The organism is Kitasatospora dryopteridis, from assembly GCF_050749075.1.
Classification (GTDB): domain Bacteria; phylum Actinomycetota; class Actinomycetes; order Streptomycetales; family Streptomycetaceae; genus Kitasatospora.
Genome location: NZ_CP192749.1, coordinates 457,207 through 480,496, shown reverse-complemented (window position 1 = coordinate 480,496; position 23,290 = coordinate 457,207). Strand labels below are relative to the sequence as shown.

The 23,290-nt window shown below is 75.3% G+C and carries 16 protein-coding genes; 4 read left to right on the top strand and 12 right to left on the bottom strand.

The genetic code is table 11. The annotated features are described in order from the left end of the window. Window positions 1-14 precede the first annotated feature (14 nt). Genes ACQ614_RS02080 through ACQ614_RS02060 form a run of 5 tightly spaced genes read right to left on the bottom strand, consistent with a single transcriptional unit; the run spans window position 15 to window position 6,903 of the window. A complete protein-coding gene (locus ACQ614_RS02080) occupies window positions 15-3,164 on the bottom strand; it encodes a bpX6 domain-containing protein (protein WP_431676411.1) in 3,150 nt (1,049 codons plus the stop codon). Further along, a complete protein-coding gene (locus tag ACQ614_RS02075) occupies window positions 3,161-4,852 on the bottom strand; it encodes a hypothetical protein (protein ID WP_431676410.1) in 1,692 nt (563 codons plus the stop codon). The genes ACQ614_RS02080 and ACQ614_RS02075 overlap by 4 nt, the downstream gene beginning before the upstream one ends. Continuing rightward, window positions 4,849-5,454, bottom strand: coding sequence for a hypothetical protein (locus tag ACQ614_RS02070; RefSeq protein WP_431676409.1), 606 nt, complete (start codon window positions 5,452-5,454; stop codon window positions 4,849-4,851). The genes ACQ614_RS02075 and ACQ614_RS02070 overlap by 4 nt, the downstream gene beginning before the upstream one ends. Continuing rightward, on the bottom strand, window positions 5,451-6,752 hold the full coding sequence (locus tag ACQ614_RS02065) for an AAA family ATPase (protein ID WP_431676408.1): 1,302 nt from the start codon (window positions 6,750-6,752) through the stop codon (window positions 5,451-5,453). Before ACQ614_RS02065 ends, ACQ614_RS02070 begins: the two co-directional genes overlap by 4 nt. Window positions 6,753-6,777: 25 nt before the next feature. Beyond that, window positions 6,778-6,903: a hypothetical protein gene (locus ACQ614_RS02060; protein ID WP_431676407.1), complete on the bottom strand. Its 126-nt coding sequence runs from the start codon at window positions 6,901-6,903 to the stop codon at window positions 6,778-6,780. Window positions 6,904-7,218: 315 nt separating this feature from the next. Between ACQ614_RS02060 and ACQ614_RS02055 the strand changes: the two genes are divergently transcribed. Beyond that, a complete protein-coding gene (locus ACQ614_RS02055) occupies window positions 7,219-7,764 on the top strand; it encodes a hypothetical protein (protein WP_431676406.1) in 546 nt (181 codons plus the stop codon). Window positions 7,765-7,815: 51 nt separating this feature from the next. Here the strand turns inward: ACQ614_RS02055 and ACQ614_RS02050 are convergent, their stop codons facing one another. Beyond that, window positions 7,816-8,757: a helix-turn-helix transcriptional regulator gene (locus tag ACQ614_RS02050; RefSeq protein WP_431676405.1), complete on the bottom strand. Its 942-nt coding sequence runs from the start codon at window positions 8,755-8,757 to the stop codon at window positions 7,816-7,818. 56 nt (window positions 8,758-8,813) lie between these two features. Between ACQ614_RS02050 and ACQ614_RS02045 the strand changes: the two genes are divergently transcribed. Both ACQ614_RS02045 and ACQ614_RS02040 read left to right on the top strand, forming a co-directional pair. Beyond that, entirely contained in the window at window positions 8,814-9,284 is a 471-nt protein-coding gene (locus ACQ614_RS02045) for a hypothetical protein (protein WP_431676404.1), read from the top strand. After that, window positions 9,281-9,853, top strand: coding sequence for an NIPSNAP family protein (locus tag ACQ614_RS02040; protein WP_431676403.1), 573 nt, complete (start codon window positions 9,281-9,283; stop codon window positions 9,851-9,853). Before ACQ614_RS02045 ends, ACQ614_RS02040 begins: the two co-directional genes overlap by 4 nt. 283 nt (window positions 9,854-10,136) lie before the next feature. Here ACQ614_RS02040 and ACQ614_RS02035 read toward each other — a convergent pair whose 3' ends face one another. From ACQ614_RS02035 to ACQ614_RS02025, 3 genes are all read right to left on the bottom strand, one after another. After that, complete coding sequence (locus ACQ614_RS02035) at window positions 10,137-11,102, bottom strand: geranyl diphosphate 2-C-methyltransferase (RefSeq protein ID WP_431676402.1); 966 nt, start codon at window positions 11,100-11,102, stop codon at window positions 10,137-10,139. Then, complete coding sequence (locus tag ACQ614_RS02030) at window positions 11,033-12,331, bottom strand: family 2 encapsulin nanocompartment cargo protein terpene cyclase (RefSeq protein ID WP_431676401.1); 1,299 nt, start codon at window positions 12,329-12,331, stop codon at window positions 11,033-11,035. The genes ACQ614_RS02035 and ACQ614_RS02030 overlap by 70 nt, the downstream gene beginning before the upstream one ends. Window positions 12,332-12,619: 288 nt before the next feature. Continuing rightward, on the bottom strand, window positions 12,620-14,032 hold the full coding sequence (locus ACQ614_RS02025) for a family 2B encapsulin nanocompartment shell protein (RefSeq protein ID WP_431676400.1): 1,413 nt from the start codon (window positions 14,030-14,032) through the stop codon (window positions 12,620-12,622). A 209-nt stretch (window positions 14,033-14,241) separates the two neighbouring features. Here ACQ614_RS02025 and ACQ614_RS02020 point away from each other — a divergent pair, with 209 nt between their 5' ends. Beyond that, a complete protein-coding gene (locus tag ACQ614_RS02020) occupies window positions 14,242-15,396 on the top strand; it encodes a DUF4232 domain-containing protein (protein ID WP_431676399.1) in 1,155 nt (384 codons plus the stop codon). A gap of 31 nt (window positions 15,397-15,427) precedes the next feature. Here the strand turns inward: ACQ614_RS02020 and ACQ614_RS02015 are convergent, their stop codons facing one another. The 3 genes from ACQ614_RS02015 to ACQ614_RS02005 form a co-directional block, all read right to left on the bottom strand. Continuing rightward, window positions 15,428-16,924, bottom strand: coding sequence for a hypothetical protein (locus tag ACQ614_RS02015; RefSeq protein ID WP_431676398.1), 1,497 nt, complete (start codon window positions 16,922-16,924; stop codon window positions 15,428-15,430). A gap of 45 nt (window positions 16,925-16,969) precedes the next feature. After that, window positions 16,970-20,599: a hypothetical protein gene (locus ACQ614_RS02010; RefSeq protein WP_431676397.1), complete on the bottom strand. Its 3,630-nt coding sequence runs from the start codon at window positions 20,597-20,599 to the stop codon at window positions 16,970-16,972. Window positions 20,600-20,691: 92 nt separating this feature from the next. Beyond that, window positions 20,692-23,262, bottom strand: a complete 2,571-nt coding sequence (locus ACQ614_RS02005; RefSeq protein ID WP_431676396.1) for a hypothetical protein — start codon at window positions 23,260-23,262, stop codon at window positions 20,692-20,694. Window positions 23,263-23,290: the final 28 nt, after the last annotated feature.

The window sequence follows — 23,290 nt, the reverse complement described above, 5'->3', positions numbered from 1 at the left end:
GGAACCGGGCCCGGTCAGTCTGCGGTGATGCGGAGGTTGGCGAGGACGGTGGTGTCGTCGGCGGCGAGGGTGAGGATGCGGCCGCTGCGGTGCCAGTAGGTGGCGGTGGTGGCGTGGCGGCGGACGCCGACCGGGGTGGGGCGGCCGCCGGGGCCGGGGGGTGCGGCGGGGACGTGGAGGGTCAGGAGCGGGCTGTCGGTGGGGCGGCGGGCGGCGTGGACGGTGAGGCCGGCGGTGCCGGGGCCGGGTGCGGGGACGGTGAGCGCCCAGTCGTCGCCGTCGATGTGCGGGGGCGCGACGGGGAGGCCGTCGACGGTGAGCGGGCCCGGGGTGGGGACGCCGAACCAGCGCAGGGTGGTCCGGCCCGCCTCGCGGTCGGCGGTGGTGAGCAGCCGGCCGCCGCCGGCGAGCGCGGCGAGGCCCACGAAGGCGTCGGCCGACCGGAGTTCGTCGTCGGTGAGGGCGACCCGGGCGGTCAGCCGCCAGCCGGGCAGCTCCCATGTCCAGCACTCGGTGAAGCCGGTGCCGAAGCGGGGCCGGGTCAGGACGATGGCCGAGCAGCGGTCCGCGGTGCGGGACGGCGGGCCGGCCGGGCGCTGGTCGCCCTGGGCGTTGCCGCCGCCGAGTTCGCGCCAGACGACGGTGGGCCGGTCCGCCGCGGTGTCGAGCACGACGAGGCCCTGTGCGTCGACGCCGATCAGCTGCCGGCCGTCGTAGGTGCCGAGCGTGGCGGTGGAGCGCAGGGTGGTCCAGGGCCGCAGCGTCCGGGTGGCGAGGTCGAGCCGGGAGACCTCGGTGACCGGGCCGTGGTCGGCGACCACCAGGGCGTTGCCGCCGTGGTCGGCGAGGACCAGGCGGTCGGCGGGGGTGTCCCAGCGCGCCTTGGTCCGCCCGTCGGGCGTGAGCAGCCGCACGCCCGCCTGACCGCAGGCAACCAGCAGGGCACCGGAGTCCAGGTAGGCCGCGTCGAGCACCGGGAGGGTGCCGGGGCGGTCGGCGGCGGTGACCTCCAGCGGCCGTCCGCCGGTCCGGCCGGGCTGGACGGGACGGGGCAGGTCGGCGGCGGCGAGCGGGTCGGCGCGGGCGAGCAGGCGGTCGAAGCGGGCGCGGTCGGTGCCCTGGCCGGCGGGTGCGCCGAAGCCGCCGTCGCGCACGGCGGCGCGGGCGGCGGCGGTGGTCAGTTCGCGGTCCACCACCGGGTCGGCGGCCGGGAGTTCGGACAGGGCGGTGAGCAGGGCGGCCCGTCCGCCGGCACCGGCCCGCTCCGCGCCGTCGATCACGACGCGGGCGAGCTGCACGGTCGCGCCGGGCGCGCCGAGGGCGAGCAGGTGGGCGAGTGCCCGGCCCTGGGCGGGGCCGCCGAGGGCCACCGCGTCGCGCAGGTCGGCGACCACGGAGGTGCGCAGCTCCTCCTCGGGCCAGACCGCCTCGACGGCCCCGATCCGGTCGCCGGCGCTGCGGCAGTGCTCCGCCCAGGCGAGCCGCAGTTCGCGGGCCGCCGCCGGGTCGGTGGCGGTGAGCCGTTCGACGGCGAGCGCGAAGGCGCCGCGCCGGTGGGCGGTCCGGACGGCGCGGTCGCGCTCGCCGGCCCGCCACCAGAGACGGACCACCAGGTCGGGGTCGAGTTCGCGGCCCTCGGCCAGTTCGGCGGCCTGGGCGGTGCGGCCGTACCGGTCGAGCAGGGCGACCGCCTCGCCGGGGTGGTGCAGCAGGTCGGCGAGGACGAACGCGGCCTCGTCGATGCGGCCTTCGCGTTCCAGGGCTTCGGCGGCCGCGCGGTAGAGGCCGGTGAGGTACTGCTGCACGTCGAGGCCGGAGAGCGCGGACGTGCCGCCCGCGACGGCGACGCCCGGGGTGGCGCGCAGTGCGCCGGTGTAGCGCGACGGCAGGCCGAGGCTCAGCCAGGCCTGCCGGTCGCCGCCGCCGGGGGCGCCGAGCTGGATGGCGTCGCGCAGCGCGTCCTCCCAGCGCTTCTCCCGGAACGCCTGGTCGAGGCGCTGCAGGTAGCGGGCGTGGCGGCCGCGGACCAGGCCGGCGGCGGGGCTGCGCAGGGTGAGCCGGGCGAGCAGGCCGCGCAGCAGGGGGCGGCGGGGCCGGCCGCCCGCAGCGCCGCCGGCGGCCGCCCCGGGGGTGCCGGTGCCTGCGGTGCCGCCGGCCGCGATCCTGGCCTGCTGCCGCCGGGCGCGGATCGCCAGGGCGAGGAGCACCAGGAGGACGAGACCGAACAGCGTGGACGGGGATCCGGCGTCGCCCGAGGCGAGCCCGTTCACCATCCGGACCAGGATCAGCACGAGGCCGATCAGCACCAGGGCGGCGCCGACGAGGTTCATGAGGAATCGCAGGGCGGTCCAGGCGCCGCGCAGCGCGGACCGCAGGAGGCGGCCGAGGCCGCGCGGCGACAGCAGCCCGGCCAGGGCGGCGCCGCGGCGCGGGGTCTTCGGCGACGGCCCGCGGCGGATGAAGCGCGGCCCGCCGTCCGTCCGGCGCAGGCGCAGCCGGGGCAGGGTGATCACCGGCAGGCGGTCGAGCAGCCGGGGCCGCCCGGACTCGCCGAGCAGCCGGCCGGCGGCCGCCGAGCGGGCGCCGAGTCCGGCGGCGGCGCGCAGGTCGGGGGCGGCCGGGGGCGGCACGGCGTCGACGACGGGCGCGGGGTCGGGCGGGGTGCCGACGGGGCCGAGGCGGTGGACGGTGAGGCCTCCGGGGTCGAGCCAGTCGGCCGGGTCGACGGCGGGCAGTTCGGCGGTCAGGTGCGCGCCGACGCGGCCGCCGGTGGTGAGCAGCAGGTGCCCGGCGGGGGCGCCGGTGCCGTCGGTGCCGACGGCGACCAGCGCGCCGGCGGTGCGGCGCACGGGCAGGCCGGGGGCCAGGTCGGCGCGGACGGTGACGGGTGCGGCCAGGGTGAGCAGCCAGCGCCCGTCGGGCAGCCGGTGCAGTTCGGCGCCGTCCTGCCAGTGGGCGAGGACCCGGGCGGCGGCCTCGGCCGGCCCGGTGACGGGGGTGTCGAGGACGAAGCCGGCGGCCTCGACGGCGCCGCGGAAGTCCCCGGGCGCGGACGGGCGGGCGGCGGGGGTGCGCGGGTCGGGCCGGTCGGCTGCTGCGGGGGTGCGTGCGGCGGCCCGGTCGGGGGTCGGCCGGGCCGGGCGGGGCGCCTCGGTGGTGCTCACTGGTCGCTCCCGATGACGTGGTGGATCCGCCCGGTGTCAGCCTCGCCGACCAGGATCCGGTCGAGGCCTTTGGGCACGGCGATCAGGGGCAGGGTGGGGTGGAGGGCGGGGCGGCCGCTGCCGCCGGACAGCCGGGCGAGGGTACGCCGACCGTTCGCACGGGCGTGGCGCAGCACGGCGTCCTTGCGGCTGGCGGTGATCAGGGCGGCGCCCTCGGCGCCGTGGACCAGCCCGATCACGTCCGCCTGCTCCCGGAAGGTGACGAGCTGGTGGACGCCGTCGCGGTCGACGAGGTCCCAGGTGTGGCGGTCCTTGCTCCAGGCGACGGCGCCGGCGCCGTGCAGCAGGTGGCGCGCCTGTGCGGCGCCGGCCGGCAGGTCGCCCTCGTACAGGCGGCCGTCACGGGCCCGGTCGTAGGGCAGGTCCGCCGCCTGCCTGCCGACCGGCCCGTCGTCCTGGGCCTCGCCGTCCGCGCCGATCCGCCACCAGCGGCCGGCGACCGGCAGCCGCAGGAACCGGCCGTCGACCAGCAGCGGCAGCACCGGCTCGGCCAGCAGTGCGTCCAGGCCGGCGCGGTCGAGCCCGAGGGCGGCGCTGTCGCGGACCACGTACTCGCCGCGCTCGCAGAACCGGCGCCCGCTCACGTACGGGACGAGCTGGCGGCCCCAGGCGTAGAGCACGATCAGCCGCCGTCCGGTGCGGCCGGCGGCCACGGCGGGGCCGGGCAGGTCGTGACGGCGGGCGCGGACCGCGGTGGCGTGCCGGTCGGAGCCGGGCAGGTGCACGGCGAGCAGGACGTCCGCGTCGCGGCCGCGGGCCAGCAGGGTGCGGGAGTCGGTGGTGAAGACCGGCAGGGCGCCGCCCCTGACGCCGGTCGGCAGCACCGCCTGCACCGGGGCGGCGCGGCGGAACCCGGCGCCGCGCAGCGCCCGGACGGCGATGTCGGGGGCGGGCAGCGGCAGCAGCGCGGTGGTGGGGGCGGCCGCACCGGTGGTGATGCGGACCTCGACGCCGGTGGCGCCGTTCGCGTCCCACTGCACCGGCCGGGCGGTCAGGGCCCGGGTGCCGGTCGGGAGGAGGGCGGCGAGGCGTTCGGAGGTGAGCACCCAGGCGCGGTCGCCGTCCTCCAGCAGCTCGCAGGCGTGCCGGACGTCCTCGGGGGTCGGGTCGCTCCGGCGGCGGGCCTCCAGCCAGGCCGGGAGCAGGTCCTCCAGGTCACCGCCGAGCCAGGTGCCGGAGAGGTCGCCGAGGATGCCGACCCGCAGATCGGTGCCGCGGGCGGCGGCCCTGCGGTGCAGGACGAGCAGGGCGGCGAGCTGGACGAGGCGGGCGGCGCCGGCCTGCTCCGGGCCGGTGTCGGCCAGCACGACGGTCCGGCCGGTCGGCGTGGGGAAGGTGAACTCGGGCGCGAGGTAGAGGAGTTCGCCGTCGACGAGGCGGCGGAGGAACTCGTCGGGGAACTCGTCGGCGAGCAGCCACTCGGAGGGGAGCAGCTGGTCCGGGCGGCCGGTGCGGGCGAGGCCGCCGTGGCCGTCCGGGGTGCCCTGGGCCCGGGCGGCCGGCTCGTGCTCGGAGACCAGGGCGTCCAGGCGGCGCAGCAACGGGCCCAGGGCGGTGGCGAGTTCGGGGGTGAGGGCGGCGAGGGAGGCCGACCAGGGGGCGAGGGCGGAGGGCAGGGCGCTGGTCATGCGGGACGGCTCCCGGTGGGCTGTTCGGCGGATCCGGGGGCGGGGGCGGGTCCAGGGGCGGGGGCGGCGTCGGGCCCCGGCTCGGCGTCGGGCTCGGCCGGGAGGAAGCGGTCCAGCGCTGCGGGGTCGGTGGTGGGCGGCGGCGGGTCGGCGACCAGCGCATGCCCGGGCAGCAGGACGCACACCTGGCCGCGCCGGGCGCCGAGGGCGGCCGGCCACAGGGCGGGCGCGGGCAGCGGGCGCGCCGTGGTGGGGACGAGCAGTTCGCCGTCGCGCCCGAGGTAGCGGGCACCGTCGGCCCAGGGCAGGTCGCCGGCGGCGCCGAGAACGAGCAGGGCGCCCGCGTCCGCGAGCGTGCCGAGCCGTACGCCGGCGAGCAGCCGGGCGCGGGTCGCCGCGGCCAGGGCCGGTACGGCGTCGCCGAGGGCGAGCACCGCCGCGGGCGGCAGGGGCGGTTCGCGCCGCTCCCAGCGCAGCGCGAAAACCGGCTCGGCGGCCGAGCCGGGGGCGGTGACGGGCCCGGGGGCGGTGGCCGAGCCGGGCGTGACCGCCCTGCCGGGGCCGGACGGCTGGGCGGGACCGGACGGCTGGGCGGTGGTCACGTCGGGGAGACCGCCACGACCAGGTCCGCGCGGACGCCCGCGAGCACGGCGGGCAGGTCGTCCGGATCGAAGCCCGCGTCGATCTCGCGCAGCGCGCCCTCCAGCCGCAGCCGCGAGTCCGGGCCGCCCGGGAGCGTGCCGTGCTCGGCGAGCAGCGCGGCGGCGGAGCGCGCGAGCCGCTCGGCCCGGGCGTGGGCGCTGCGCGACATCTCCTCGGCGGCGTGCACCAGGCTGTGGTTGGCGGACTTCTCGATCAGGTCGGCGAGGGTGTCACGGGCGAGCGCCTGGGCGTCGGCGGTGGGGGCGATGAGCGGCAGCACCCACAGGTCGCGGGTGGTGGCGCGGTCCCGTCCGTCGAGGACGGCGGCGGCAGCCACCAGCCGCTGGGAGCGCACGGCCCGGCGGTCGCTGACGGGGACTCCGGCGGCGCGCAGCCGCCGCAGGGCGGTGGCGACCGCCGGGGTGACCTCGGTGAGGTCGCAGGCCCGGGCCGCGGCGGCGAGCCGGTCGAGGGCACCGAGCAGGTCGGCGGGCCGGCCGGGTGCGCCGTGCGGCGCCGCACCGCCGGCCGGCGGCAGCGAGACCGGGGCCGGGCGGCGTCCGGCCTCGAGGAGCTCCTCCAGTCGGGCGTCGGCGACCGGTTCGACGAACAGCCGGGCGAGGAAGCGGTCGGCGAAGGCGGCGAGCCCGGGGTCCTCGGGCAAGTGGTTGGCAGCGCCGACGCAGACCCTCAGCGGGCTGGCCAGCACCGTGCCGCCGCGTCGGAAGACCCGCTCGTTGAGCAGCCCGAGGAGGGTGTTGAGGACGGCGGTGGAACCGAGGAACACCTCGTCCAGGAAGGCGATGTCGGCCTCGGGCAGCATGCCCCCGGTCTCGAACTCGACGCGGCCCTCGCGCAGCCGTCGCAGGTCGACCGGCCCGAACAGCTCGTTGGGCTCGGTGAACCGGCCGAGCAGGTACTCGAAGTAGCGCCCGCCGAGTTGCCCGGCGACCCGCCGCACGGCCTCGGACTTCGCCGTGCCCGGCGCACCGACGACCAGCAGGTGCTCACCGGCGACCGCACACAGCGCCACGACCTCGGCGACGACCTCGCGGTCGACCATGCCCCGGCCCGCGGCGGCGACGGCGGCCGCCACGAGGTCCGCGTCGGCCGTGCCCGCACCGCCGTGCGCAGGCGCACCGCCCTGGCCGGGCGCCGGGGACGGCGCGGTCGACGTGGCCGCCGGGATCGACGGGGACACGGAGGGCTGCGGGGTCGCGGGGTTCGGCGAGGCCGCGGCGGCGGGTATGTCGGTCACGATCACGGGAGTCTACGGTCCGCCGTCACCGCCCCACCAAGGAGTTTCCGCCCGCACGCTCGTCGTGATCGACCCGCAGGCGCACCTGTTTCCCCGCGAGTTGCTCCACCAGGAGCTGGCGGTCGCCGCGGGCGCAGACGGTGGTGACCATCGAGCCCGATCCGGCATCAATACACGCATTCGGCTCGGACCTGAATGACCGGACGGCCTGGGAACCGGCCCACGGGGCGGGTCTTCGTCAAGCCGCCGATACCGAAGAGCAGCTCCGCCTCGCCTGCTGAGACGCTGTGTGCAAATTCTGAATTGGGCCGACAGGCGTGTGCCCTTTTCCGCGGGATCCGGCTTCTCGGGAAGTGGCTGTGGGATGCGGTTTCTTGGTCCGGGCTGTTAGCATCTGTGCGGCCGGACGCCCGCAGACAGGTGGTCCGGGGCGGCAGCTGACGGCCGGTGAGGGTGGGGAGAGAAGATGCGGAGCCAGGATCATGCCGGCCCCTTCGGGGTGCGCCTCGTTATCGAGGAGGAAGGCGAGAAGTGGATGCGGGACCTGGACCTGCCCTTCGCCCCGTTCCCCGGCATGGGTATTCGCGTCGACGCCTACGAGGTGCTGGACGTCGCCACGGTACTGGTCGACGATCCTGACGGCGCCGTGACGTGCATTGTGGCCGGCGATGACGGGCGCGAATTCACCGCGAAGGAGTGCGCGTCGCTCGGGTTCGTGGAATACGGGACCTCTGGTGCGCGCGCGGTGCAGGAAGCTTTTCCGGTTCGGATCAGTCTCATCACCTTTGCAAGTGACCGGCAGTGGAGCAAGGTGTGCAACCTGCCTTTCGCGCCTTTCAGCGGCCTGCATGTCCGGGTGAACGGTGACAAGCTGCTCAAGATATTCACCATCGTGGTGGGAGACGGCCACCGGGGCGAAGTCGAGTGCTACGCCGGCTTCGAAGGCGAGGGGGCGGACACCGTTACCGGGGACGAATGTGAGGCCCTCGGCTTCGAGAGGGATTACAGGTAGGACTCGGGGGTCGCGGTCGGCGCGTCGGCCGCTCGTCCCCGTGCCCGGCGATCACCGTCGGCTCCGCGCCTCGTAGCGGGCGGCCAGGGTCCGTACCGTCTCGGCGATGCGGTCGCGCAGTCCGGCCGGCGCGATGACCTCGATGTCGGTGCCCAGCCGCAGGAATTCTCCGTGGGCGTGGTCGATCGACTCGATGGGCACCAGGGCCTCCGTCCAGCCGTCGCCCGCTCCTGCCACCCCGAGCAGGCGGGCACCCTCCCGGGTGAGCCGAACCAGGGCCTGCCCGGTGTGCAGCCGGGCCTGGAAGTCTTTCAGGTAGCCCGTCCAGTACGTGCCCAGGTCGAACCCGTCCGGTACGGCGAACTCTTCCTCCGGCCCGCGCAGTCCGATGATCTGGTCGATGCGGTACGTGCGGATCCCGGACGGCCCGCCGGCGACCAGGTACCAACGCCCGGCCTTGAGCACCAGCCCGTACGGCTCCACCCGGCGCTCGATCTCCTCCGGTGCCCGCCAGCGCCGGTACCGCAGGACCACCGCCCGCCGCGCCCACACCGCCGCGGCGACGGCGGCGAGGTGCGGGGTGTCGTCCGCATCGCCGTACCAGCCGGGGGCGTCGAGCAGGAAACGTTCCTGGATCCGCCCGGCGTGCTCGCGCAGCTGCGCCGGAAGGGCGGCCTGCAGCTTGAGCCGGGCGGCGGCGAGCGCCTCGCCGAGGCCGAGTTCGGCGGCGGCGCCCGGGAGCGCGGCGAGGAAGGCGGCCTGCGCCTCGTCGGCCGTCAGCCCGGTGAGCCGGGTCCGGTACCCGTCGACCAGCCGGTAGCCGCCCGCGTGCCCGGCGTCGCCGTACAGCGGGATGCCGGCGGCGGCGAGCGCCTGGACGTCCCGGTAGACGGTGCGGACGGAGACCTCCAGCTCCTCGGCCAGTTGCTCGGCCGTCATCCGCCCCCGGTTCTGCAGGAGCAGGAGCAGGGTGACCAGCCGACTCGCACGCATGCCGCTCAGTATCCACTGACAGCAGGTGTCAGGGGAGTGCCCCTAGCCTGCGGCGCATGAACGAATTCGACTTCCTGCACGGCTCCTGGAACGTGGCAAACCGCCGCCTCACCACCCCGCTCCGCGGTGCGGCCACCGGCACCTGGGAGGAGTTCCCCGCCCGTTCGGTGGTCCTGCCGCTGTTCGGAGGCGCCGGGAACATCGACGAGATCACCTTCCCCACCCTCCACCGCCAGGGCGTGACCCTGCGGCTGTTCGACCACGGGACCCGCCAGTGGTCGATCCACTGGTCCGACAGCCGGACCGGCCGCCTCGACCCCCCGGTGGTCGGCGGTTTCACGGGCGACCGCGGCGACTTCCACGGCGAGGACACCTATGACGGCCGCCCGATCGGGGTGCACTTCACCTGGCACCGCCTCGGCCCGGACACCGCCCGCTGGGAGCAGGAGTTCTCCGCCGACGGCGGCCGCACCTGGGAGCTCAACTGGGTCATGGACCTCACCCGCACCGGGCCGGCCGGCGCATGAGCATCGTCGAACTCCGCCGGTACACCCTGCATCCCGGCGCTCGCGAGACCCTGATCGAGCTGTTCGAGCGCGAGTTCGTGACCGGCCAGCAGGCGGTCGGCATCACCGTCGGCGGCCGGTTCCGCGACCTCGACGACCCGGACCGCTTCGTCTGGCTGCGCGCCTTCCCCGACATGGCCCGTCGACGCCGCTCGCTGGAGGCCTTCTACGGCGGCCCGGTCTGGCGGGAGCACCGCGACGCGGCCAACGCCACCATGGTCGACAGCGACGATGTGCTCCTCCTGCGCGGCCCCGGGTTCACCCCCGCACCGGCCGCCCGCAGGGTGCTCGCCACCGTCTGCCACCCCACCGACCCGGCCGCCTTCGACGCCTACGCCGGTCAGCACCTCGGCCCGGCCCACGCGTTGCACCGCACCGAACACGCCGAGAACGACTTCCCCCGCCTGCCCGTCCGCACCGGCGAGGACGTCCGGGTCTGGTTCGGCCCCGCCGAGCCGCCGCCCTGGCCGACTCGGCAGTTGCGGCTGGAACCCGTGACGACGCGGCCGGGGCCCGGATCCGCCGCGTGACCCCGGGCGGGTGGCGATCGCTGCCGCCCCGTGGAGCGGCCCAGGACGGTGAATCCGGCTGCTGGGAGTGCTGTCGGCCGGTGACGGCGCTCCGACGCATGGCCCGGCGCCGGAACGGGCAGTGCGGCCGGGTACCGCAGCAGGTGCGGTACCCGGCCGGAAGCGGGCCTCGGGGCAGATGGAGGTCAGCAGTCGGCGACCCGGCGGTGCGAGCCGCTCTCGTCCTCGGCCTCCCCGCGGTCGCGGCGCACCACGGAGCCGGGGCCCTGTCCGCTCAGGGTGCTCAGACGCGGTCGGCGGCGATCAGGAGGTACTGGAACGAGCCGTCCTTGTAGGAGTTGATGAACGCCTCCTCGATACCGGTGACCAGCGAGGACGTGGCCCGCAGCTCCCAGTAGGGCAGGGTCGCCGAGGTCAGGTCGATGACGGCCTGCGGGACGAGACGGTTGTCGGCCATGGCCTGCAGGTACTCCCGGCGGGAGTGGATGTTGCATTCGAAGTGCGCGTTGATCTGGGAAACCCACTTCGAGGGCTGGCCGTAACGGGGGTTCCAGCAGCCGGTGACGGTCACGTAGCGACCACCCACGCCGAGGATCCGCGAGTGCTCGGCGAAGAGGTCGTGGAGGTCGACGTACATGCTCGACTCGTTGTTCCACGAGGCCGAGACGTGCCCGGTCTCGAAGGGCATGTCGAGCATGTTGCACACGCGGGCGCGGACACGGTCGCCGATGCCCAGTTCACGGGCGCGTCCGTTCGCGAATTCGGCCTGCTTGGCCGACAGGGTGACGCCCTCGACCTTGCATCCGAAGCGCTGGTGGGCCATGACCATCGATCCGCCGCGGCCGCAGCCGGCGTCCACGAGGGTCCCGTCGGTCCCGATGACCCCGAGGTGGTCCAGGAGGACGTCGGTCTGCGCCGACTCCAGGCGGTGCAGCTCGGCGATCAGCTTCTTCTCGTACGTGCTGTCCTCGGTGTCGCCGAGGGCGGCGTGGTCGACGTCACCGATGCCGTAGTGGTGGTGGTAGAGACCGTCGACGTCGCCCAGACGCAGGTTCACGGGCCGGGCCTCGTGATCCCAGTAGCGGGCGATGTCGCCCTGGTAGGGAGTCGCCGGGGCCGGGATCACGGCCGAGGGGGTGGCGGTGGCGAACTGAGTGTTGGTCACAGATGATTCCGTTCTTACCAGAAATCGGGCAGGCTGTAGCGGTAGGTGTTGGTCTGGTGCCAGTAGTGGTTGCCGTCGACCCATGCGGCCACGCCGCGCAGGAAGCGCAACGCGCTGGGGTGGGGAACCTCGGCGGCGAGGTCGGCAGCCGCGGTCTCGAAGGCGTGCATCAGGTCGTTGTGGACCTCGACGGCCTTCAGGTAGGCGTCGCGGACGGAGCAGTCCTCACGCTCGGCGATCACCACCGGCAGGTTCAGGTGCCGGCCGGGGCTGTCGAGTTCCTTGGTGTACGAGTACAGGTCGTTGACGATGGTGGTCGCGTTCCCGGCGAGCGCGATGACCCGCTGCATGGCGGGCAGGGCATGCAGGTCCGCAGGCAGTTCGTAGCCGCCGACGGTGTCGGTGATGGTGGGGCAGGGGCGGAAGTTGTTGAACTGGCGCATCGCCAGGTACTCCCACACCTCCGGTACGTAGTCCGTCTCGGCCCAGGCCGCTTCCGCGAGGTACCCCAGGTGCAGCCGGGCCATGTCGTGGCGGTACCGGTCGGCCTGGGAGTGGCCGGCCTGCTGGACGAAGTACTGCATGGCCGAGCGGTAGGCGCGCCGCGGCGCGTCCGCGTGGAGCGACTCCGCCCAGTCCGGCTGGTACTCGGTCGTCGTGTGGAGGGGGTCGAGCGCGGTGTGGGCCAGCAGCAGGCGGCCGCCGAGGCCGACGGGCGAGCCGCCGTGGTCCTCGCAGTAGCAGTCGTCGAGGGCGTTCTCGGCCGCCATCAGCCGTGTGGCGATCATCAGGTGCTCGACGGTCGGGGCGTCGGGATGGCACGCGACCATGTAGCGGCCCAGGGAGAACCCGTCGAACTGGTCCTCCCAGTCCGGGGGGAACAGCTCGACCTCCTCCACCGCCCACGCCTTGATCCTGCGGCTGACCTCCTCCACCCGGTGGGCGTCGGGCTCCGGGACCGGGTGGTGGTAGAGACCCGGAACCGGCCTGCCCGCCGCCGGTTCCGCCGGCGCGGACGGCACCTCGCGAGGGGACAGGTACAGCCCCGCCGTGCCCAGGCCGCTCGGGCCTCGCAGGATCTGCTGCAGCGTGGGGCTCGGTGTCCGCGCCGGGGCAGCACCCTGCGGCACGGGCTCGCCGGCCGGGTCGCCGCCCGGAGCGGGGACCGTTCCTGAGGCCTGAGGGAGGACCGAAGGCGGTCCGGGCAGGCTGCCGCTCCGGGCGGCGGCGCTGTGGCCGAGGGCGGGGAGCCCGAACCGGGACACGGCGGAGGGCAGGCTCGACTGCCCTGGCGAAGGCTCAGGGACGGGCATCCGTAGCTCCTTGGTGAGGTGTGGGAACGTCTCGGATCCGGGCACGTCGGGCGGGGCCGAGGGGGTGCTGCGATTGCCGGCGGGCAGGCGTCAGGGCCGTCCCGCCCCGGGCCGTGCCGTGCCGGACATGTCAGTCCGGCACCGCACAGCACGCCGGACCGCCGCGACAGTTGCCCAGGTCCGGCGTCCGGCGGCTCCCGCGGTGTGTGCGGTGCACGGCAGCGCGCCGCTCGCCGGGCCGACGTGATCCGGCGAAGCTGATCAAAACCGGCTTGCGGCTCCTGGGCCCTAGCCCTGCCTGCGGCCGATCTGCACGTTCTCCAGTACACCGAGCGCGTCGGGAACCAGGATCGCTGCGGAGTAGTAGGTGCTGACGAGGTAGGAGATGATCGCCCGTTCGTCGATGCCCATGAACCGCACCGACAGGCCCGGTTCGTACTCCTCCGCCAGCCCGGTCTGGTGCAGACCGATGACGCCCTGCTTGTCCTCCCCGGTCCGCATCACGAGGATCGAGGTGGTGTTCTCCTTGCTGATCGGAATCTTGCTGCACGGCAGGATCGGAACCCCGCGCCAGGCCGGAACCTGCTGTCCGCCGAGGTCGACGTGGTCCGGGTAGAGCCCACGGGCGTTGAACTCGCGGCCGATGGCCGCGATCGCCCTGGGGTGGGCGAGGAAGAACCGGGAACCGCGTCGGCGGCAGAGCAGTTCGTCGAGGTCGTCCGGGGTCGGCGCACCGGAGTGGCTCTGGATCCGCTGTTTGAAGGCGGCGTTGTGGAGCAGGCCGAACTCACGGTTGTTGATCAGCTCGTACTCCTGGCGCTCGCGCAGCGCCTCGATGGTGAGCCTGAGCTGCTCCTCGGTCTGGTTCATCGGCTCGTTGTAGAGGTCGGCGACCCTCGTGTGGACCCGCAGTACGGTCTGGGCGACGGACAGCTCGTACTCGCGCGGGTTGAGTTCGTAGTCGACGAACGAACCGGGTACCTCGACCTCGCCGGTGTGGCCGGCCGACATGGCGATCTCGGCCTCGCCGTGCCGGTTCTGCCGCTGGAGCGGAATCGCCGAGAACCGTTCGACGTGCGCCCGGAGGCCCGGTGCCGTTGCCAGCACGGCACGGAAGTCCGCCCGTGCGAGCGTGAGCAGGGTCCCGGCGGTCTCGGCCGTGGCGGTGCAGTCCCACGTCGCACCGTCGTCCAGCAAGGCGTTCTCGCCGAAGTGGTCGCCGTCGGCCAGCACGGCGACGGACACCGTCTCGCCGTACCGGCCTTCGGAGCTCTGGCCGACCCGGCCGTGGGCGATCAGGTGGATCCGCTCGGCAGGAGTGCCGCGCTCCACCAGCACTTCACCCGCACGGAAGTCGCGCTGGACGCAGCGGCCGGCGAGTGCGGTCAGCACGGCCACGTCGTCGAAGCCGCGCAGCACGGCGAGTTCGCCGAGCTCGCGGGGGATCACCCGGACCTGGGCGCCGTCCTGGACGAACTCGATGCGCCCGTCACCGACGGTGTAGGTCAGCCGCCGGTTCACCCGGTAGGTCCCACCCTTGGTCTCCACCCAGGGGAGCATCCGCAGCAGCCAGCGGGAGGTGATCTCCTGCATCTGCGGAGCGGACTTGGTCGTGGTGGCAAGATTCCGGGCAGCAGCCGTGCCCAGGCTGCTCTGTCCAGTCGGCTCCGACTGCGCCGCCTGGCTGGTGTCCACCGTCATCGAGCAGGATCTCCTTCAGTAACAGCGGCGACCGGTACGGTCCATGTCGCACGTGACCGGGGCGAACGGAGCGAACGTCCGCGCAGGCCGCTGGCCTCGAGGAGCAAACTAGCCGTCGGCGCGGCCAGTTGGCGCACCACACCCTGTGCATTGCCCCGAAGTGGTGATCTTTTTCGACAGCATGTTTGTGCTCGGACAGGATGCATACGATGCAGGATTCGGCCGCACCGGGGTCCGTGCCGTCAGCGGTACGTGCGAGCCGGGCCGGCAATGCCGGCGCCTCCCCCGGCTGTGACAGGGCTGTTGCCGTAAGTGTGACTGTCGTCACGGCACCTGACGCCCGGTCATGGTCAGCTCGGCGGGTGCGTCGTTCCCGTACCGCTTCTCCGGTCCTCCTGGCCGCCGGGGCCCTGGTGCTCACCGCGTGCGGCTCGCAAGCCGCCACCGGTTCGCAGGCCCCCGCCCCGCCGGGCGGCACGTCTGCCTGCGGTGTGCCGACGGACCGTTCGGCTTCGGCTTCGGCGCCGGTCGGTGATCCGGCCGAGCGGGAGCTGAACGGTGTCAGGATCACGGGCTCCGGCCCCCTCTGTACCGAGTTCGAGGTCACCAACCGGGGGAGCGAACCCTTCACCTACACGGTCACGTTCACGCACCTGTCACAGGCCGGGCAGGCGATGTCGGTCAGCAGGCAGACGGTGCCGGACGTTGCGCCCGGTCGGACCGTGGCGGGCACCGTCGCGGCCGGTGGACCCTCGTCCGCCCTGCCCGAACAGCACATGGTCGGCGTTGTTCCCACTGGAGCAGGTGCGTCCGCCTCCGCAGGCGGCGGGCGGGTGCGGATCACCAGGGTGCGCAGTGTCCCGAGCAAGGAGGCGTCGGCCGAGCCCGGGGTCTGCCCGCCGTCCGGGACGCGGGTGTACGCCGACGAGGGCGATGCCGCCATGGGGCTGCGCGTACTCGGTCTCCACCTGGAGAACTGCGGGGCGGGAACCGTCGAACTGAACGGTTATCCGGAACTCCAGGTCGTCGACGAGGAGCACAGGCCCGTCGGCAGCGTGCGGATCCTGCACGGCGGCAGCGCCATCTCGACCGGCACCGGCGCCGACGAACCGCCCCGACCGGTCACCCTGGGGCCCGGTGAGCGCGCCTACGCCGGGTTGGTCTGGCGCAACACCGTGGAGGCCGGCACGGCCGACCCGGTGAACGCGCCGTATCTGAGGGTCCGGGCGAAAGCGGGTGCCGATCCGGTGATGGTGATCCCGGAGCTCGACCTGGGCACCACGGGCCGGCTCGGTGTCGGCGCCTGGAAGCAGGACCGGACGCTGCCCGCGTCCGCCACGGGCGTCCCGGGAACCCGGCCCTGACCGGCTGCCGGTGCCGGCGGGATCCCTCGGCTCAGGCGCCCGGTGGATGCGGCGTGAGCGCGTCGAAGTGCAGCCTGAACGCCGGCGGCGTCAGCAGGGGCGCCCGTCGGCGCTGGGTCCACAGCACCGGGCTGCCGTCGGTCGCGCGGGCGAGCATCGCCCGGCGTTCGAGCCGCAGCCCGTCCACCGGGATCGCGGCCGGCTCGACCTGGTGGACGGGATGGGTGGGCGCGACGACCAGCAGGTCGCTGGCCGGCTCCGGCATCAGCACCGGCACAGGACCGGTCAGGTCGGCGGCCCGGGCCTGGACGAACCTGCGCCGGCCGTCGACCGGCTCGATGACGTACGGGTGCCAGCCGGGTGGTGTCCGGGTCGCCGCCTCGTAGGTGTGGCCGAGGCGGCCGGAGGCGTCGACGGTTTCGGGGACCGGCGGGGGAGGGTCCGGCGGACTCCCGACGTCCCGTCCGGTGACGCGGCGCTCGACCGCCCATGCGAGGTTGGCGTCCTCGTCGACGCCGACCGTCACCTCGTCGAGCACCGGCCCGGTGAGCGGTGCGGCCGCGGCGGCCCAGACGACCAGGGACTCCCGGCCGAGGCCCTCGGTCGCGTACAGGCTCCAGCCGTCCGCGGGCGGGGTGAGCTTCCACTTCTCCCCGAAGGAGTCGACCACGGTCACCGAGGTCAGCGTCACGATGTGGCCCGCCAGGGCGTCGACGGGGAAGCCGAACCAGTCGTCCGACTGATTGACGATCAGATCGATCAGTAGCAGCGTGGCGAAGTGCGAGCGGTCCGGCGGGTAGCCGCCGATGTCGACCGCCGAGTCCTCGATCTGCCACCACCTGGGCAGCGGCGCTCCGGGGTAACGCACCCGCCCCGGATACACCTGCCGTCGCTCGCCGCCCCCGGCGGCCGCGGTCCCCGAGGCGTCCGCGCTGTACCAGTCCAGGTCACCGCCGTCGTGCCGGCGGACGGCGAGATCGACGCCGCCGGCGGTGAAGTCGGCGGAGTAGCCGAACTCGGTGGGGTCCCACAGGTCCTCCGGTTCCCGCTCGGGCGGCGCGGCCGGGCCGAACCAGGACGGGTCGAGGCCGAGCTCCTCCCGCCGGGCCCACAGGGCCCGGCCGTCGAAGCCGGTGAACGTGTCGTAGGGCACCGGCAGCCCGGTGAGCAGCAGGGCGCGGTCGTCGGCGGGGATCGCGACGCCCGCCTGCCCGGCCGCGTCGGCCGCCAGGCGGCCCAGCCCGACCCGCCGGCCCGGCGTCCACCAGTCGAAGGGTTCGGATTCCACGATCGCCTCCGCGGGCGTGGTGACCGGGTCGCCGCCGCTCGGCGATTCGACGGGCGTCTGCCGGCACGTGTAGTGCACCCGCACCGGCGAGGAGGCGTCCTCGCCCCGGTGCTCGCCGAGCTGCCACTGGCGCCCGAGCAGCCACGCCGGGTCGGCGACCTCCGCCGCGAACCCCCTGGCGAGGTCGTCCAGGCGGGGCGTGGCCGTGATCCGCCGCACCAGGTCGTAGATGATGGCCATGTCGGACCCTCACTCCCATGTCGTGCCCGCTCCGGTGCCGCGCCGTCACTCGATCGGGGTGTCGGTGCGGCCGGTCGCGGGCAGCAGGACGGTCGGCAGCAGTCCCAGGACGGCCGGGTCGAGGTCGGCCGGCCTGGCCATCCGGGCGTGGGCGAGCTGCCGGGTCTCGACCACGATGTCCAGCACGGTCCGTTCGTCCAGCCCCGTCTTGGGATCGGGCGGTACGGCCAGCAGGATGCCCTGGGGGGCGCGGGCGGCCGGGGCGTCGAAGCCGAACGCCGCCGCCGTCGTCTGCTCCGGGTCGGGGACGACCTCGGTCCACCGGTCCAGTACGGCCGCGGTAACCCGCGGGGCCTCGGTGAGGTCGAGTCCGGTGGGGGCGTAGGCCACGACGAGCCGGCCGGTGTCCGCCGGGTCGCGTTGCCACGGGTCCGCGGGTTTGGTGGACCAGGCGGCGAAGGCCGGCGTCCGGAGCTGTTCGACCTCCAGCCGGGCCAGCGGCGGTCGGACGGCGGCGACGGTCGCGAGCCAGTCCAGGTCGAGGTCGGCAGCCTTGACCGGCGGCGGAGCCGCCGGTGACAGGACGGCGAGCTGCCCGGTCGGGCTGACCAGCCGGGTGATGGCGTCGAGAAGGCCGCCGGTGTCGAGACCGGTCGGGTCGGGGGCCGCCTGCACCCGCTCGGACAGCAGGGCGCGGGCCCGAGCCAGGGCCTCACCGGGCGCCGCCTCCGGGGGCGGGTCGGGGGCGATCCCCCAGGCCCGGCAGGCCACCAGCAGCCGCTCCGCAGTGGCCGGGTCGGCGGCGTCCGCCAGCAGATCGGCGAGGATCTTCGCCGTCCGGCGCAGTTCCTCGTAGCGGGCCCGCAGCCCGGCCTCGACGCCGCTGGGCGGGGTGGGCAGCCCGGGCTCGGTGGTGATCGCGTCGGGGCCTGCCGGCGAGCGGCCGAGCAGGCCGACCAGCCGGGCGGCGTCCTCGTAGCGGCGCGAGCCGTCCGCGGACGCGAGTACGGCGTCCCGTCCGCCCGCCGCGGCGAGCACCAGGCGCTCCAGGTCGGTGAGTGACAGGGCGAGCGCGTCGGCCGGGGCCAGGCCCAGGTCGGCCAGGCTGACCCGGATGTCCCCGGCCTCGCCCGGCACGGTCCAAGTCCAGGCGCTCGCGGGGCCCGTCCGGGCGGTCAGGTAGGCCGCAGCGGACGGGTCGGCCAGTGCGGCCGGTGACAGCAGGGCGTGCTCCGCCGGCTCGTCGGGAATCGCCGGCGCGGCCACGTCGGGCAGCAGGAGCAGCACGCTGGTCGCCACGGCGCGGCCCTGCCGGTGGCTGTTGACCACCTCCAGCTCGGGCGGCCGGGACAGTCCGGCTGCGGCGTCCATCGCCGCGCCCGCCACCGTCGGCCGCCCCTGGGTGACGTGGTGCACGGCCTCGGCGACGAGCAGGTCGCCGTAGGCGTCCACGGCCTGCCGGAGGGCCGCCAGCTCGGCCAGCTGGGCACCCGACATCCCGAGTGACGCGGGGGGTGCGTCCAGGACGGCCAGGCCGTCGCAGACCCGGCGGCCGGCGTGTTCGGTGCGCAGCGGGAACGCGGTGCGCAGGGCGTCGACGAGGTCCGGCGAGCCGGCGATCCGTTCGACGTCGCGGCCGAGCACCTCGCCCAGATGGGCCCCCGCGCGGACGGAGTCGCCCAGCCGCGCCGCGTCGCGGACGGTCCGCGAGGTCAGGTCCATGGCCCAGCGGCCGGCCTGCGGGTCGTTGACCGCGCGGTCCCGCAGCACGGTGGCGGTCAGTGCCTGGGCCTGCGAGGGGGCGTGCAGCAGCCCGGCGGGCGTGGGCCCGGGACTGCCCGGCCGGGGGGCGTCCACCCAGCCGTAGGCGCCGAGCCGCGGGGCGGGCCGGGCGTCGAGCAGGTCCTGGAGCCGGCGGGTCGGCGGGCCGGCCAGCCACGGGTCGAGGCGGTGGGCCGCGGTGTCGAGGTTCGCGCGCAGCATCCGTTCGAGGCGGTCCTCCGCCGTTTCGACGAGGGACGCGAGCCCGCCGGCCACCCGCTGGAAGGCCACCGGGGCCGGGCTCGTGCCGCGCAGCATCTCGGGCGTGGTCCGGCTGATCCAGTGCTCCAGCCGTCCCTGCCGGTTGTCGGGGCGGGCGAGCTGTTCCAGGGCCGGGACAGGGTCTCCGAGTGCCTCCCGGCCGACGTCGCCGATGGCGACCTGGAGCGCTCGGACGACCAGGCGCAGGAGCAGGCTGTCCGGTTCCACCTTCAGGCGCTCCGCCAGGGCCCGGGTGTTGGCGAACAGGGCGGGCGCGCGGGTCGCCGTCTTCAGCAGCAGCGCCAGGAGTTCACCCACGGTGCGGTCGGCCGGCAGACCGTCCGGCACGACCAGGGGCATCCGCAGCGGGCCGGTGCGCCCGCGCGAGCCGTACCGGCGGTGCGGGGCGAGTCCCAGTTCGCCGACGAGCGGGTAGGCCAGCTGCCACTGCCGGTCGAGTTCGTGCCACCCGCCCGCGGTGCCCAGCAGCAGCATCGACTGCCACCACAGCTCCAGCGGGGCCGCCCGGCGGTGCCGGTAGGACGGGGCGCTCGGGACGTGGCCGAGCAGGTCGAGCAGGCCGTCCGTGGAGGTGCCGGCGACGGTCCCGCGCCGTTCGGCAGCGGCCTGCCAGAACTCCCTCAGCCGCAGGAGCGGCGGGAGCAGGCCCGACTCGACGTCCTGCTCGCCGGCCACCCACCGGGTCAGGGCGGTGGCCGGGAGCAGGCCGTAGGGCTGCGGGCCCACCCGGACGGCCGGGAACATCCCCTCGGGGAAGAGCGCATCGGCGGCCCAGGCGGCGGTGTCGGCCGCGCGCGGCAGCGCCCACACGTCCGTCGCGGCGAACCCCCACAGCGCGGGCCACAGGGCGCGGACCATGCCGGTGGAGGCGCTGAAGTGCGGCTCGGTCGGGCCCGGCAGCCGGCCCAGCAGCTGCTCGTCGCCGGTGAGGGCGAGGCTGACCAGTTGTTCGTTCTCACCCGGCGCGCCGTCGAGCAGCTGCCAGCAGCTGTCGGCGTCCGTGGCGAGTCCGGCGGCGGGTTCGCCGTCCACCGTGTTGGTGGCCGTGCCCGGTGCGATCAGGCCGAGCCGGCCCTCGGCGCCCAGCGCGCCGAACAGTGCGCCGGGCGGTGTCTCGCCCAGCCCGGTGACGACGAGCAGGTCGATGTCGTCGGGGTCGCCGGGCAGGGGCACCTCGCCGGCGAGTCCGGCGCCGACGGCCTCGTCCCAGTCCTCCCACCAGCGAGGGGCCGTCGAGTCCAGGGCCACGGCCAGCCGGGTGTGGTCGACGGCGAGGGTCAGCACGTGCTCGGGGTCACCGCCGCCGCGCGCCAGCCAGACGTGCAGCTCCTTCGGCAGGCCCTCGATCCGTTGGAAGACCGGTTCCTCGTTCAGCTCGGCCGGGTCCTCGGTCAGGTACGTGCGGACCAGGAAGGCGGCCCGCGGGGCGCCCACCGCCGAGGCCAGCTCCCGGAACGCGGGCAGGCCCGGGTCCGCGGCGTAGCGCTTGAGCGCGGTGACCTCGGCGGCGCCCGGCCGGGGGTCGTGGCGGGTGAACCAGAGCTCGTCGGGCACCACCCGCAGTCGCAGGGTCGGCCCGGCGAACCGGGTCTCGATCCGCAGCGGGAGCAGCACGCCCAGGTCGGCCGGCATGGGGTCCTCCTCGGGGGGCCGGGGTCGAACGGTCAGGCTGTCGGGGTCACGGTGACAGGGGTCGAGGTGTCGGGGGTCGAGGTGTCGGGGCGTCAGGCCGTCGAGGGGGTCAGGCTGTCGCCGCGGACGAGCACCCGCACCGGGTCGGCGAAGGCCTCGTCGGCGAACCGGGCGCCGTCCCGGCCCGCCGGGCTGACGGCGTCGTTGAAGAACCGGTAGCCGGACGGCGGTTCCTCCAGCACGACCCAGTGCGAGGCGATGCCGCCGGCCGGGAAGTCCTGGAACCCGAAGAAGGTGATGTCCGCGCCGATCCGTCCCTGGAAGGCGGGGAGCACGCGCGGCGCCGCGGAACCGGGGTCGCTGTCGAAGTCGACGCCGTCCCCGAGGACGGCCGACACCAGGTAGAGCAGCGTCTTCGGGTAGCGCAGGAACAGCTGCCCGCGGAACAGCAGGACCAGGTCGCCGCCGGCCGCGCCGCCCGGCCGGTGCTCGGGAGCGCCCAGCGCACTGCCGGGCGGCCAGTTCGCGATGCCGACGATGTCGTCGACGCGGTGACCCGACGCGGTGTCCGCGCGGTCCCAGAAGACCCGCAGCGGCGTGCAGCCGGTGGCGATCGGCAGGTTGCGCCAGCGCAGCTCGCCGATGAGCTGGGTGTTGTAGCCGACCAGGAAGGCGTCGGTGAAGACGGGGTTGGTCTGCACGGCGTTGACCGAGTCGTCCGGCAGGTTGCCGGCGCCCGGCAGCAGCCATTCGGCGAACGCGTCGTTCAGGTCGCGCCACACCGGCCGGTCCAGGCCGACGCAGACCTCGGGCGGGGCCAGCGGCTGGGCCTGGTCGAGTCCGTCGATGCCGGCCAGGACGCGGACCCGCGCCGGCGCGTCCTCGGCGGTGGGGTCGAACAGCGAGGTCACGCTCGCGGCCAGTGCGTCGAGATCCACCGGACGGCACGGCGGTTCCCGGCCGGGGCGTTCCGCCAGGGCGTCGAGCAGGCCGATCAGGTCGCCGGGCAGCTCCGGATCGCTGCCGAACTCCTTCAGCGCCTGTTCCAGCAGCTCACGGGTGCGCGCCAGGGCCCGCTCGTCACGGGGGCCGACCGCGGCGGCCGCGGTCAGGGCCTCGATCGACCGGCCCCAGGCCAGGTCGGTCCGGCCGTCGGAGGCGGTCTGGATCAGTCGGCGGAGCAGGGCCGTGGCCGGTTCCCGGAGCTCCTTGGGGAGCCGCCCGACGTCGAAGCGGCGCAGTCCTTCGACCGCGTTCCGGCTGTCGAGGCGGCCCGAGGCCAGGGCCTCCTTCAGCCGTTCGTCGAAGCGCCTGCCGAGCGGCGGTACGCCGTCCTCGCTCGGACCGGGCGGGCGGGGGCAGCGGTTGGCGGCCCGGAGCACTCCCGCGGGGTCGATCGCACCTCTGAGCAGCGCGGTGCGGGCCGGCCCGGGGCGGACGGCGCGGCGGGCGGCGGTGGAGAAGATCCCCCGGGGCAGTGCCAGGCCCCGCGCCACCGTGAGCTCCGCCAGCGGGCCCTGCGGGGTGACCACCCGCCGCAGGGCGGGGCCGAACAGCCAGAGCCGGTGCAGCGGATCGGTGGGCAGTCGGCGCCGCCAGAGGCTGCCGGAGGCGGCGAGGCCGAGGCTGAGCCGGCCGAGCCACTGGGCGGCGACGGCGAGCGCCCCGGCGTGCTCGCGGGCCTCCTCGACCAGCTCCTCCTGGAGGCGGATGCCCAGTTCGAGGCCGAGTCCGGCGGCTCCCCGGTGGCGCGGGTCGCCGTTGAGGCCGGCGGCCCAGGCGGTGGCTGCCGGCGGCCAGGCCGCTCCGTACACCGGCGGTCCGATCACCGGGCGCCCGCGCGGGTCCGGCGGCGGGACGGTGTGCTGCGGCAGGTCCGCCGCGATCGCGGGATCCAGTTCCGGGTCGGTGGAGCCGATCGGTGCGAGCGCGCCGCGCAGCTCGACGGCCCGGTCCGCGAGGTACGGGTAGCGAACGGGTGCCCGGCCGGTCCCGGGGTCGGCCGCGCCGGGGGTCAGACGGGCCGCCAGCTTGGCGAAGCTGCCGGGCTGGGCCGCGGTCCGGAAGCGCCAGCTGTCGTACACGGGCAGGGTGACCGGGGCGGTGCCCGTCCACCCCGGTACCGCGGGTACCAGCACCGCGGTGTAGTCGGTGTCGGCGGCGAGCGGGCGGGTCGACAGCAGGCGGGCGAGGTGGCGGCCCTCGGCCCGCTGGACGTGCCCGTACGGGTGCGGCGCGGCGAGCGGGTGGGCGTTCTGGACCTCCGTGCCGAGCGAGACGAAGTCGCCGGCGAGGGTCAGTTCGGTGCCCTCGATCCCGACCACCAGCGCCAGCCACGGCCGCAGGGCCCCGGTGCCGGCCGCGGGGTTGGCGGCCGGGGTGTAGCGCCAGGGCAGGGCGGCGTCGGCGAACTCGATGTGCGGGCACTTGTCGGTTTCGGCGTCGACGGCCCCCGGCACCGGGTAGCGGCCGACGACCGCACCCGGGTTCAGGCCCGCCACGTCCTGCGGGCCGGCGAGCAGGAAGCGGACCTGACGCGTCTCGGCGCCCGTGATCGCGCCGTCGGCGGCCCGGCCGGTGAGCGTCACGCCCGTGGACACCCGGGCCCGCCCGCCCTCGGTGCCGGTCACGAGTTCACCGACCCGCTCCCGGGCCCAGCTCACGAACGTCAGTGTGGGGGGCACTGCCGAC

What these genes read in the sequence shown, in the direction of transcription:
- ACQ614_RS02075 (WP_431676410.1), bottom strand. Translation starts at nt 4,852, where the DNA reads ATGACCAGCGCCCTGCCCTCCGCCCTCGCCCCCTGGTCGGCCTCCCTC.
- ACQ614_RS02060 (WP_431676407.1), bottom strand. Translation starts at nt 6,903, where the DNA reads ATGGTCACCACCGTCTGCGCCCGCGGCGACCGCCAGCTCCTGGTGGAG.
- ACQ614_RS02055 (WP_431676406.1), top strand. Translation starts at nt 7,219, where the DNA reads ATGCGGAGCCAGGATCATGCCGGCCCCTTCGGGGTGCGCCTCGTTATC.
- ACQ614_RS02050 (WP_431676405.1), bottom strand. Translation starts at nt 8,757, where the DNA reads ATGCGTGCGAGTCGGCTGGTCACCCTGCTCCTGCTCCTGCAGAACCGG.
- ACQ614_RS02045 (WP_431676404.1), top strand. Translation starts at nt 8,814, where the DNA reads ATGAACGAATTCGACTTCCTGCACGGCTCCTGGAACGTGGCAAACCGC.
- ACQ614_RS02040 (WP_431676403.1), top strand. Translation starts at nt 9,281, where the DNA reads ATGAGCATCGTCGAACTCCGCCGGTACACCCTGCATCCCGGCGCTCGC.
- ACQ614_RS02035 (WP_431676402.1), bottom strand. Translation starts at nt 11,102, where the DNA reads ATGGGTCGACGGCAACCACTACTGGCACCAGACCAACACCTACCGCTA.
- ACQ614_RS02030 (WP_431676401.1), bottom strand. Translation starts at nt 12,331, where the DNA reads ATGCCCGTCCCTGAGCCTTCGCCAGGGCAGTCGAGCCTGCCCTCCGCC.
- ACQ614_RS02025 (WP_431676400.1), bottom strand. Translation starts at nt 14,032, where the DNA reads ATGACGGTGGACACCAGCCAGGCGGCGCAGTCGGAGCCGACTGGACAG.
- ACQ614_RS02020 (WP_431676399.1), top strand. Translation starts at nt 14,242, where the DNA reads ATGCAGGATTCGGCCGCACCGGGGTCCGTGCCGTCAGCGGTACGTGCG.
- ACQ614_RS02015 (WP_431676398.1), bottom strand. Translation starts at nt 16,924, where the DNA reads ATGGCCATCATCTACGACCTGGTGCGGCGGATCACGGCCACGCCCCGC.
- ACQ614_RS02010 (WP_431676397.1), bottom strand. Translation starts at nt 20,599, where the DNA reads ATGCCGGCCGACCTGGGCGTGCTGCTCCCGCTGCGGATCGAGACCCGG.